Annotated in this window: 10 protein-coding genes; 7 read left to right on the forward strand and 3 right to left on the reverse strand. The window is 37.2% G+C overall.

Going from position 1 to position 12,738, the window contains the following annotated elements:
* Positions 1–51: 51 nt before the first annotated feature.
* Positions 52–951 carry a class I SAM-dependent methyltransferase gene (locus tag MM214_RS00250; RefSeq protein ID WP_241290706.1) on the reverse strand — a complete coding sequence of 300 codons (900 nt, stop codon included), beginning with the start codon at positions 949–951 and terminating at the stop codon, positions 52–54.
* Positions 952–1,325: 374 nt separating this feature from the next.
* On the opposite strand from MM214_RS00250, the gene MM214_RS00255 reads away from it, so the two are divergent.
* The 5 genes from MM214_RS00255 (at position 1,326) to ppk1 (ending at position 7,908) form a co-directional block, all read left to right on the forward strand.
* Positions 1,326–2,147: a 1-acyl-sn-glycerol-3-phosphate acyltransferase gene (locus tag MM214_RS00255; protein ID WP_241290709.1), complete on the forward strand. Its 822-nt coding sequence runs from the start codon at positions 1,326–1,328 to the stop codon at positions 2,145–2,147.
* Between the two features lie 5 nt (positions 2,148–2,152).
* Positions 2,153–3,109 carry a GNAT family N-acetyltransferase gene (locus tag MM214_RS00260; RefSeq protein ID WP_241290711.1) on the forward strand — a complete coding sequence of 319 codons (957 nt, stop codon included), beginning with the start codon at positions 2,153–2,155 and terminating at the stop codon, positions 3,107–3,109.
* Positions 3,106–3,471, forward strand: coding sequence for a CoA-binding protein (locus MM214_RS00265; RefSeq protein ID WP_241290713.1), 366 nt, complete (start codon positions 3,106–3,108; stop codon positions 3,469–3,471). Before MM214_RS00260 ends, MM214_RS00265 begins: the two co-directional genes overlap by 4 nt.
* Before the next feature lie 218 nt (positions 3,472–3,689).
* Complete coding sequence (gyrB, locus tag MM214_RS00270; RefSeq protein WP_241290715.1) at positions 3,690–5,651, forward strand: DNA topoisomerase (ATP-hydrolyzing) subunit B; 1,962 nt, start codon at positions 3,690–3,692, stop codon at positions 5,649–5,651.
* A gap of 136 nt (positions 5,652–5,787) precedes the next feature.
* Positions 5,788–7,908, forward strand: a complete 2,121-nt coding sequence (ppk1, locus tag MM214_RS00275) for a polyphosphate kinase 1 (RefSeq protein WP_241290717.1) — start codon at positions 5,788–5,790, stop codon at positions 7,906–7,908.
* A 187-nt stretch (positions 7,909–8,095) separates the two neighbouring features.
* Here ppk1 and MM214_RS00280 read toward each other — a convergent pair whose 3' ends face one another.
* Positions 8,096–9,418 carry a DEAD/DEAH box helicase gene (locus tag MM214_RS00280; RefSeq protein WP_241290719.1) on the reverse strand — a complete coding sequence of 441 codons (1,323 nt, stop codon included), beginning with the start codon at positions 9,416–9,418 and terminating at the stop codon, positions 8,096–8,098.
* Between the two features lie 28 nt (positions 9,419–9,446).
* Positions 9,447–9,803, reverse strand: coding sequence for a septal ring lytic transglycosylase RlpA family protein (locus tag MM214_RS00285; RefSeq protein ID WP_241290721.1), 357 nt, complete (start codon positions 9,801–9,803; stop codon positions 9,447–9,449).
* Between the two features lie 266 nt (positions 9,804–10,069).
* Here MM214_RS00285 and MM214_RS00290 point away from each other — a divergent pair, with 266 nt between their 5' ends.
* The gene (locus MM214_RS00290) at positions 10,070–11,032 is read left to right on the forward strand and encodes a formylglycine-generating enzyme family protein (protein WP_241291232.1); all 963 of its coding nucleotides are present in this window, start codon (positions 10,070–10,072) and stop codon (positions 11,030–11,032) included.
* Positions 11,033–11,432: 400 nt separating this feature from the next.
* Positions 11,433–12,737: a Gfo/Idh/MocA family protein gene (locus MM214_RS00295; protein ID WP_241290723.1), complete on the forward strand. Its 1,305-nt coding sequence runs from the start codon at positions 11,433–11,435 to the stop codon at positions 12,735–12,737.
* The last annotated feature ends 1 nt before the right edge of the window (position 12,738 follow it).

Raw genomic sequence — 12,738 nt, forward strand, 5'->3', positions numbered from 1 at the left:
GGAAGAGAAAAGGAGATTTTTTGCTTGAGTCTAAATATGTAATTTTTAGAATTATTTTAACTTTCTGAACCTAAAGAAGATTCCTAGCGGTAGTTTTTTGTTAAAATTATCCACTAAGTATAACTCACCATGTTCAGCATTATTGACTTCTTTGAAATTCGAGTGAACAAGATTTGCTGCAATGATGGAACTGAAGCTCAGAGAATACATATTTAGGATCAAAAAATGCTGATTGGGCTCTAAAAGTTCCGCACATAGCTTAAGCATTTCATTGATTTGCTCTTCCAAAATCCATTTTTCTCCATCTGGACCTCTTCCATAGGCAGGGGGATCGAGTATGATTCCGTGATATTTGTTTCCTCTTCTGACTTCCCTTTTGATGAATTTCATAGCATCATCCACAATCCATCTAATACCCTCAAGTCCAGAGGATTCCATGTTATGCTTGGACCAAGTCACTACTTGTTTTACTGCATCGAGATGTGTGACTTCTGCACCCGCTGCCCGCGCAGCAATACTTGCAGCACCAGTGTAAGCAAAAAGATTAAGGATTTTAGGATTCTCTACTTGAAGTTTGTCTACAGTATCTAAAATATAATCCCAGTTGACAGCTTGCTCTGGAAAGAGACCGATATGTTTGAAAGAGGTCATTGCTAAATTCAAGCTCAAAGTTGGCTTCTGCGGCACATGATACTTGATTTGCCAATTGTGAGGAATTTTCTTTTGCTCTATCCATTGACCTTTCTCTGGGTTGTTTTTTTCTTTGGCAAAAATAGCATGAGCTTGTTTCTTCCAATCTTCTGCACTCATGCTTTTGTCCCAAATCGCTTGCGGCTCAGGTCTACTGAGAATGTAAGGTCCAAATCGCTCAAGTTTTTCAAATCCACCTGTATCGATCAACTCATAATCTTCCCAATGCTGGGGCGTAAGAGATAAAATAGTTTCCTTCATGCCACAAAAATATGTATATAATTTTAGTGAGTAGCTATAATCATTCACTGATTTTAATTTTGTACTCCAGCATCCATTGAAAAAGAGTAAAATATAGAAAGTCCACTGATTGGTTCTGCGATAATCTCGTGTCAAATGAAAATATAGTTTAGACTAATGACAGACGCGACAGCCAATATTTAGTTAATCAATAAATTTTGCATATTGAAATAAAACATATATTTCCACCAAAATTTTTTAATTTTAGGCTTTTGAAATTTTATAATTTCAAAATAAATAGAAACTTCTTCTTGATAAGCTTCTTCGAATATTGATGATAATCAATAGATTAAAGGGAACTTTTGGGTAGGAGTGAAGATTAAAATAACAAAAAAGTGAAAGCAAAAGAACCATTTGTAGATGTTGAAAAAATCCTGAAGGAAAAAAATCCAACCCTTCATCGATGGTTGCCTTCGTTCGTGATCCAATATGTGAAGCGTATAGTTCATGAAAAAGAAGTAAATCAGATCATGTTAAAAAATGGGCAATTGCATGGATTAGATTTTGTAAATGCTTTGATTGAAGAATTTGGAGTTCACGTAGAGCTCACAGGGGCTGAAAATATTCCTTTGGAGAAACCTGTGATTTTTGCTTCAAATCATCCACTAGGTGGAATGGATGGAATTGCATTTATGCATGCTCTTGGAAAGTATAGAAAAGACATTAGGTTTTTGGTAAATGATATATTGACCAATATCACCAATTTTGAACCTATGTTTATTCCGGTGAACAAGCATGGGGCAAACAGCAGAGAGGTAAGTAAGCTCATAGAGGATACCTACGCTGGAAATCATGCAGTATTGGTTTTTCCTGCGGGTCTCGTGTCAAGAAAGCAGCATGCTGGAATAAAAGACTTAGAATGGAAGAAAAGTTTTATTTCTAAATCAAAAAAATATCAAAAAGACGTAGTACCTGTTTATATTGAGGGCAAGAATTCTGGATTCTTTTATAACTTAGCGAGATTGAGAAAGCAAATCGGGATAAAGGCCAACATAGAGATGTTTTATTTGGCGGATGAAATGTTCTCACAACGAGGGAAGAAGGTAGTGATTCACATCGGAAAACCAATACCTTATCAATATTTCGATGCCTCAAAAAATGAAAAAGAGTGGGCAGAAGTTGTAAAAGAAACGGTGTATCGAATTGCCAAAAATTAAGAATTATGCAAAAATTAATACCTGCAGTAGATAGAGACCTACTCAAAAAGGAGTTGATAGCGGAAAGGTTTCTTCGATATGCTAACAATGGTAACAATCATATTTATTTAGTAGATCATCACAATGCTCCAAACGTAGTTAGAGAAATTGGAAGATTGAGAGAATTGACTTTTCGAGGAGCAGGAGGAGGTACTGGTCTTGAGATTGATATAGATGAGAATGATACTTGCGAGCATTGTTACCAGCAATTGATCACTTGGAATCCAGAAGATGAAGAGATTGTAGCTGGATATCGATTGATATATTGTAAATATGCCAATATAGATGAAAACGGAATGATTAATCTTTCGACTGCTCATCTATTCAAGTTTTCAGAAACATTTTTACAAGACTACATTCCTCATACCATAGAATTAGGTCGGTCCTTTGTACAGCCCAAATATCAGCCTAGCTTAGACAATAGAAAAGGTCTTTTTTCTCTGGATAACCTTTGGGATGGATTGGGTGCTGTGGTGAAACTTCATCCAGAAGTAAAGTATCTGTTTGGAAAAGTGACGATGTATCCACATTACCACAGACAATCTAGAGATCTATTACTTTACTTTATGAATCACTATTTTCCCGACAATATGGAGTTGGTGAGGCCTTTGGATGATTTGAAATTGGGTTATGAGACAGATATTTCAGAAATGAAGGATCTGTTTGAAGGATTGAACTACAAGGAAGGCTATAAAGTCTTGAATACCAAAATACGTGCAAATGGTGAAAACATTCCGCCATTGATCAATACTTATATGAACCTTTCACCAACTATGAAAACTTTCGGAACAGCACTCAATGATGAGTTTGGCGCAGTGGAAGAGACAGGTATTTTGATTACAATTGATGACATCTATGAGAGCAAAAAACATAGGCACATGGATACATTTGACAGAGACAGAGATTTCAACAGTAGACAATGAAAAAGACACTTATAGTAGGAGCTACTACAAATCCCTCCAGGTATGCTTACTTAGCGGCTGAACTTTTAGGTAAAAAAGGTCAACCATTTGTACCTATTGGGATAAAATCAGGGGTGTTATTTGGAGAAGAAATCATAGATATCAAGTCTATGCCAGAAATAAGAGACTTGGACACCATTACATTATATATAGGACCACAGCATCAAGAAGAATGGTATGATTATTTGATAGGTTTGAAACCTTCAAGAATCATTTTTAACCCCGGAACTGAAAATCCAATTTTCGAAATGAAGGCAAAAGAAAATGGTATAGAGGTAGCTAAAGCTTGTACTTTAGTTCTATTGAGCACAGGTCAATATTGAACTTTTAATACAGTAGTGTCTGAAAATCAGAGAAATTGAAAATTGCAAATGATCATTCATGATCATGTAAGAGATAGTTACATAATCACACCTGCGATTGCCCAGCAATTTTGAAAACTTAAAGCTGTGTGCTCTCGATTTTTTTGTGTATTATTACGGATTAATTCATAGTCTATGAATTCTCTTTTTAATATAAAAGTAGGAGCTTAAAATTAGTTATGAGCGATAACAAACAAGAAAACAATAAGGATTATTCTGCAGGTAATATTCAGGTATTAGAAGGGTTGGAAGCCGTAAGGAAGAGACCTGCTATGTACATTGGTGATGTAGGAATCAAAGGACTTCATCATTTGATATGGGAGGTAGTGGACAACTCCATAGATGAAGCACTTGCTGGACACTGCGACACGATTCATGTCACTGTCAACGAAGACAATTCCGTAACAGTAGAAGATAATGGAAGAGGGATACCTACAGATTATCACCCAAAAGAAAAGAAATCAGCTCTTGAAGTAGTAATGACTGTCCTTCATGCTGGAGGAAAGTTTGATAAGGATACATACAAAGTATCTGGTGGACTTCATGGCGTAGGTGTATCCTGTGTGAATGCACTGTCAACCATGCTAAAAGCCACAGTACATAGAGGTGGTAAAGTATATGAGCAAGAATATGCCATCGGTGTGCCACAATATGACGTAAGAGAGATCGGTACAACAGACAAGCGTGGCACCATCATTCATTTCAAGCCTGATGGAAGTATCTTCAATGCTACTGAATACAAATACGAAACGATAGCCAATAGACTTAGAGAAATGGCTTTCTTGAATGCAGGAATCAGAATCTTCTTGAAGGATCTGAGAGAGCTAGAAGATGACGGCACTCCTAGATCCAATGAGTTCTATTCAGAAGGTGGCTTGGTTGAGTTTGTTCAGTACCTCGATGATACCAAAGAAAAGATCATAGAAGAACCGATTTACATAGAGTCTGAAAAGAATTCAGTACCAGTACAAGTAGCGATGAGCTACAATTCATCTTACTCCGAAAATGTGGTTTCTTATGTGAACACCATCAATACTTATGAAGGTGGATCTCACGTTTCTGGTTTTAGAAGGGCATTGACTAGGACCCTGAAAAGCTATGCTGACAAATCTGGCATGCTGGATAAGTTGAAGATTGAAGTGTCTGGAGATGACTTTAGAGAAGGATTGACAGCTGTGATATCTGTAAAAGTAGCAGAGCCGCAGTTTGAAGGACAGACGAAGACTAAGCTTGGGAACTCAGACGTAGTGGGAGCTGTGGATAGTGCTGTATCAGAAGTACTACAGATATGGCTAGAAGAACATCCCAAGGAAGCTAAGATCATTGTAGGAAAAGTAGTACTAGCAGCTCAAGCTAGACATGCAGCCCGCAAAGCCCGTGAGATGGTTCAAAGAAAGAACGTACTCGGAGGTGGTGGTCTTCCTGGTAAATTGGCGGATTGTGCCAATTCAGACCCTACGGTATGTGAGTTGTACCTCGTAGAGGGGGACTCAGCTGGAGGTTCAGCCAAGCAAGGTAGAGATAGAGATTTTCAAGCGATCTTACCACTCAAGGGTAAAATCCTCAATGTGGAAAAAGCACATGAGCATAAGATCTATGATAATGATGAGATCAAAAATATACTTACTGCTCTTGGAGTGAAATTCGGTACGATCAATGGAGATAGAGAGCTAGACCTTACAAATCTAAGATACCATAAGATTATTATCATGACGGATGCAGATATTGACGGATCTCACATTCGAACCCTAATTTTGACATTGTTCTTTAGGTATCTAAGAAGCTTGATTGAGAATGGATATGTTTATATCGCTCAGCCACCCCTTTACCTATTGAAAAAAGGGAAGGATGAAAGGTATGCCTACAACGAGGAAGACAGAAAACTCATCACGCGAGAGATGGTCGGTGATACAGGTAAAGAAGATAGTATCAACTTGCAGCGATACAAAGGATTAGGAGAAATGAACCCAGAACAATTGTGGACTACCACCATGGACCCGAACACAAGAACCCTGAAGCAAGTTACCATTGAATCTGCCGCAGAAGCAGACCATTTGTTCAGTATGCTCATGGGAGATGAGGTGCCTCCTAGAAGAGATTTTATTGAGAAAAATGCTAAATACGCTAAAATCGATACCTGATTTTGATGTTAGCCTATTAATAAATTCTTTAAAGGGAGCACAAGCTCCCTTTTTTTATTTCGTTAATAAATTCTTAAACTTCGGAAAGATTTTATGGATTATTATTAATTAGCTTTGTCTTAAGTTTATCAATATTATGCAAATAACAACCAAAGATAAGTTCGATAGTATCATTTATTCCAGCGACTTGGTAAGTAGAGATTTGAGTTGGATTAAGTTCAATGAAAGAGTTTTTGACCAATCCGTAAAGGAGAACCGTTCAATTTTTGAAAAGCTCAAATTTTTAGCGATTACCGCTTCCAATTTGGACGAGTTTTTCATGATCAGGGTAGGGTCTTTGTACAATTACTTAGATTATGACAAAGAAAGAGTCGATTATTCAGGATTGAGAGAAGAACCTTTCAAGATGAAATTAATGCTTGAATGCCAAGATTTTCATAAATCTCAACAAGAACATTTTCAAAAGAATCTACTTCCTAATATGGAAGAGTCAGGATTTAGATTGAGTAATGTGAAAAACCTTACTCCTGAAGAGCAGGAATATATCAAGTCTTATTTTACAAAGGCCATATACCCTATGTTGACACCAATGGTCTATGATGGATATAGAACTTTTCCCATCTTGATGAACAAGCTTTTGGTGTTTGGTATAGTGACCTTAGCTCCAGGTGAGAAGAAAGAAAATAGAAAACTATCATTTGTTCAAATTCCAGCTAATATTCCAAGATTCTTTGAAGTGGAGCGTGAAGACGTGGTGATTTATATTCCGATCGAAGAAGTGATTAGAGAGAATCTGATTTCCTTGTTCAGAAATGTCAATATTGAATCTGTAAACTTATTCCGAATCACTAGAAATGGAGATTTTACACTTGAAGAAAGTGAAGATATGGATGCTAACTTCCTCGAAGAAGTAAAGCGTAAACTCAATGAAAGAAAATCTGGCAGGGTAGTCCGTATCGAAATTGAAGAAGGTTACAGCAAATGGATGATCAACCTACTCAAGGAGAGATGGAACATTCAAGACGATAGCATATTTAAAGTAGATAGGCGCAGCATGATGGACTTCACAGGTCTATGGCAAGTGATAGGCAACAAGCGATTCAAAGATAAGCTACCTCAAATGCCAGCTCCTGTTCATCCTCTCTCTTATCCTGAGGAAGGTACTGAAGATATTTTTCAAGTATTGAAAAATAGAGATATCCTTTTGCACCATCCTTATAATAACATAGACTCGATTTTGGAGCTGATAGAAAAAGCAGCAGATGATGTCAATGTGATGGCAATCAAGATGACTATATATAGGCTGGCAAGTGATTCAAGAATAACGAAAGCTTTACTCAGAGCAGCTGAAAATGGGAAACACGTCTCCGTATTGTTCGAAGTGAAGGCAAGGTTTGATGAAGAAAATAATATCAGAGAAGCAAAGAAATTACAAAAAGCGGGATGTTTCGTGATCTATGGTATATCCAATCTCAAGACACATACCAAGCTAATGCTCATCGTAAAAAAAGATGAAAATAGAATCACACGTTTCGTCCATCTTGGCTCTGGTAATTACAACGAGGATACAGCAAGGCTTTACACTGATATTGGTTTGCTGACGACCAATGAAGTGTTGGCAAATGATGTATCTGAATTCTTTAATGTAATCACCGGGCACTCTATACCTGATACATATGACAGTTTGATCACTGCTCCTCGTGATATGAGGAATCAATTGATTAGTTTTATTGACCAAGAGTCAGAAAATGCAAAACAGGGTCTACCTAGTGGTATTTTTATAAAAGTAAACTCTCTTGAAGATTCTGAAATTATTTATGCATTGTATAGAGCATCCCAAGCAGGGGTAAAGATTAAGCTAATCATCAGAGGTATTTGCTGTCTAAGACCAGGTAGAGAAAACCTAAGCGAAAACATCGAGGTGCTTTCTATTGTGGGTGATTATTTGGAGCATTCTAGAATATACCACTTCCATAATAATGGCAAAACAAGAACCTATGCAGGTAGTGCCGATATGATGGTGAGAAGCTTCGATAAAAGGTTAGAATCCTTGTTCAGGGTAGATTCGCCGCTGTTGGAAAAGCAATTGATGAATATACTGTCTTATAATCTACGAGACAATGTCAATTCCTACCGCATGCTAGAAGATGGAACCTACGAAGCAAAAGTTCCAGCAGAAGGGGAGCCAATGTTTAACATCCATAGAGAGTTTTTCAATCTCAATGTAGATGATGTGATGAATGTAAAACTAGTATGATATTAATTTATTCCAATTAGTGCAGGCCAGGTGTTTGAAGTTTTTACTCAGAAGTAATCTTCTATTTCTTTAAAATACATATCCTGGACTAAAGGCGGCTTTGTATCAAATTAATTTACCCTCCTTATGTTTTCAATAATGATGATATAAAGAGGGTAAGTTTTTTTTCAAGGATGAATTGCTTGATTTATTTGGCAATGTCTATCTTCACCTTTACTTTTTTTAGCTTTTCCTTATTCACAAGATGGACAAGTTTATCTGAAAGATTTCTTTTTACAGCCACGTAGGAAGCTTTGTCTAGTATGTAGATTTGCCCAATGTCATCGCCTTTTATGCCCCCCTTTTTTGTAAGGAGTCCAACAATATCCCCTTTGCTAATTTTATCACTTTTTCCTGCACTGATAAAAATACATTCATAAGCTGGCAAAATCAGATCCTGAGGTTTCTCATCTGGATTACAAATCTCAACCTCACCTTCTATAAATCTAGGAAGATATTCATCATCTGTAAGGAATACATAACTAGTTCCTTCAGCTTCCATTCTGGCTGTCCGCCCATTTCTATGGATGTAAGCGTCCTCTTGTTTTGGAAGCTGATAATGAATCACATGCTTGATATCTGGAATATCTAGACCACGTGAGGCCAAATCAGTCGCTATAAGGATGCTTGAAGATCCGTTACGAAATTTGATGAGGTTTATTTCCCTATCTTGCTGCTCAAGACCACCATGTAAGATGGCATGCGGGTATTCAAAATCATGAAAAAATTGGCTCAACCTATTCACAGCTTCTCTGTGATTACAAAAAATAATGCACTGCTCACCTTTAAATCCAGATACTAAGCTTAACAAAATATCACCCTTCACCTTTGTCTGAGCATGGACAACTTTTTGTTTAAGCAGATTCTTTTCAGTTTCACCGATAAAATTAAGCTTAACTGAATCATCGAATGGTAAAAAATCTGGTAATCTTCTCAAATCTGTAGCGGAGGTCAAAATAAAGCCTTGTTTTAGCTTGATGGATTTGAATATCTCACCTATTTGATCTTCAAAGCCCAGTTCTAATGATTTGTCAAATTCATCTAAGACAATAAGTTTGGTATCAGATAGGTCAATATTTTCTTGGGCTATATGATCGATCAACCTTCCTGGTGTTCCAATCACCAAAGCAGGGGTGTCAACTAGCGCATTTCTTTCAATTCTCATTTCATGCCCACCATACACGCAAGTGGCTTTGAATGGAGATTTAATAGATTTGAAAACTTCCAATACCTGTAATGCAAGCTCCCTAGTCGGTACTATGATCAGTCCTTGAACGTTTTTTGAATCAGGGTCAAAAGTTTGAAGCATAGGAATCAGAAATCCTAAAGTCTTACCAGAACCAGTTGGCGCAAGCAAGATTACATTTTTATGATTTTGGAACTTAGTGATGATTTCATGTTGAATCTCTTTCAATTCCTCAAACCCTAACTGGGATAAAACTTGGCTTACAATCTTTTGGTAATCTTTCATCCTACAAATGTAGGATTTTATACTAGGATTACTTCTTGTATTTTATTTTTACATCAGTTTCGCCAGCATCGAGGAGATCTATTTTTTTTGCTGCCTTTTTGGAGAGATCTATTATCCTTCCACTTACAAATGGACCCCGGTCATTGATACGAACCCGAACCCTTTTCCCATTAGTCTGATTGATTACCTTTACTTTGGTGCCAAAGGGTAAAGTCTTGTGAGCAGCTGTCATTTTATGTTTTTTGTACTTTTCACCATTTGCGGTAGTCCTCCCATGAAACTTATCGTGATAGTAGGAAGCTTTGCCTGTTTGCGATACTTTTGGACTGCATGATATGGAAATGAATAAAATGAAAAGTGTTAGAAAGGATAAATTCTTATTCATGGGGAGTTATTTGATCTAAAACCTGATATTCAATATTAAGTCTTTCAATCAAACAGGATGCCGAAATTGAATAAATGAATTGTTTGAAAATTGGTAGCATCCTCACCAGTTGACCTTTGACTATCTACAATTGTGACTTTTGAAAAAAACCACTTATGTAATTTCGTTTGGAACATCAATTGTCAAATTTTTATATTGCTCACTATTCATTTTGACATACAATCTACCCAGTGACTATACGAATGAAATCAAACCCATATAGAATGATGCTTTTAGGATCATTTGCATTAATTGTTTGCCTATTTGGATTCAACAATCATCAGGCTCCTTTTGAGCCATACCAACAGCAAATTCCGAATACCGACTTAAAATTCTCTATGATGCCCATACCCGCAGGTACATTTGTTATGGGAGCTTCAGTAAATGAAATAGGATTTCAAGAAGACGAATCTCCTCAGAGAGAAATACACATTGATGCATTTTGGATGGGTGCCCATGAAGTCACCTGGGATTTGTTTGAGTTATTTTTGGATAAGAACCTGGAAATTGGTATCAGTACAAAGCCCTTGACACACCAAGTTGATGGACTTACAAGACCGTCAACACCTTATTTAGATATGACTTTTGGTATGGGGAAAGGTTCCAAACCAGCAGTGGGAATGACCCAATACGGGGCAATCCAATTTTGCAGGTGGTTGTATTTGAAAACGGGAGTATTTTATCGGTTACCTACAGAAGCTGAATGGGAATATGCTGCAAGAGCAGGAAGTAGTGATAGTTATTTTTTTGGGAGTGATTCTGATTTGATGAGTGAATACGCAATCTACAGTCATAATAGCCATAAAGTAACAAGTACCGTAGGTTCAAAATCTCCTAATCCATGGGGCCTTTACGACATATTAGGAAATGTAATGGAATGGACGGGAGATTTTTATGCTAACTATGTAGATGATGAAAGTCAAAATAAAAATCCAAAAGTAGTTTCAGATCAACTCTATCCACAAGTACTTAGAGGAGGCCATTATGAAAGTGAAGTTGAAGATTTGAGGGTTGCTAGGCGCTTCGGTTCTGACCCCGTTTGGAAGCAATTGGATCCACAGATTCCAAAGAGCAGGTGGTGGTTTCCAGAAGCTCCATTTGTAGGTATGCGAGTGGTAAGACCTTTAAATACACCGTCAGAATCAGAGATCCAAGCCTATTTTGACCGTATCCCACCTGCTGATTTTTAAAAAATTTATTGGGTGTTTTTATCAATGAAAATTTCTGACATGTATATAATAAGCAAGAAAAGTTACCAAGCCAACAAAATGTTTTGACATTTAGAAATCTAGATGGACAACCTTCGTCTTGTACAAGTTACTAATGAATATTAATCAGTAAGTAATATTTTAGGAGAATGAATTAGTACTTCTAAAAAAGCGGATATTAATTATTATGGATATACGAAACTTTGCCAATAACATTACAAAATTCCGATTTATCTAACTTCCGATATAAATTGATATAGGATACTTATGGATATTGATCATTAACAACCTTTTGAGCCAATGAATTGAAGTTGCTGGCCAAAAAGTGTATAATCAGAATAATTATTATAACAATTTCAATAACCTATTAAACAATAACCAAATGAACCAAAGAAGAAAATTTATCAAGACATCTGCCCTTATCGCAGGATCGACCTTATTCAGTCCCTATGTATTGCCAAAGGCTTTTGCTACCGGGGATGATGTGATCAAGATAGCTTTGATAGGCTGTGGTGGGAGAGGAACAGGTGCTGTTTTTCAAGCTTTTGACACAGGATATAATATCAAGCTAGTTGCGATGGCGGATGTCTTCAGAGATAGGCTAGATGGGAGCTTTGCACCAATCTTTCAAAAGTATGGCAAGGATAAGGTAGATGTACCAGAGGATAGAAAGTATGTAGGATTTGATGCATACAAAGAGGCTATGAAAGAAGCAGATGTAGTGATACTTACTACACCTCCAGGATTTAGGCCTGATCACTTTGCAGAAGCTATCCGACAAAACAAGCAAGTATTTATGGAGAAGCCAGTTGCGGTTGATGCTGTTGGAATCCGTAAAGTATTGCAAGCATCCAAAGAAGCTAAGGAGAAAAAGTTGAATGTAGTAGTAGGACTTCAAAGGAGATATCAAGATAATTATAAAGAGACAATTAGTCGCATTAATGAAGGGGCTATAGGGGATATTGTGTCTGGCCAAGTATATTGGAATGATGGAGGAGTATGGGTCAATCAGCGAACAGCTGGCATGACCGAGATGGAATATCAATTGAGAAATTGGTATTATTTCAATTGGCTATGTGGAGATCATATTCTTGAACAGCATGTACATAACATAGATGTGATGAATTGGGTGAAAGGTTCATATCCTATCAAAGCGGAAGGAACTGGGGGGAGATTTACACGTACTGGAAAAGAATTCGGAGAAATATTTGATCACCATTCGGTTACCTATACTTTTGAAGATGGTTCGGTGATATTGGGAGAGTGTAGACACTTTTCGGGTGCTCACAATCGTGTAGATGAATCGTTTCAAGGGACAAAAGGGCGTGCCTATATGAATGCAGGAAACAGAGGGCAACTTTGGGATGGGAGTGGCAAATCCCTCTATGAACATGATACAAAAGGAAACAGAAATCCATTTCAAACTGAACATGACGAGCTTTTTAAAGCAATTTCATCTGGAGAGTATAAGTTTCATGATGCTGATTATGCTGCCAAAAGCACCATGACTGCTATCATGGGTAGAGCTGCTACTTACTCTGGAAAAGTTATATCTTGGGAAGATTGTATGGCTTCGGAATTAGATCTCATGCCAGAAAAACTAGGCTGGTCAGAGCTTCCAAAATCACTTCCAAATGAAGATGGATTTTATCCGATTGCAGTACCAGGCAAATCAAAAATGATATGAG

The organism is Belliella kenyensis, assembly GCF_022549675.1.
Classification (GTDB): domain Bacteria; phylum Bacteroidota; class Bacteroidia; order Cytophagales; family Cyclobacteriaceae; genus Belliella; species Belliella kenyensis.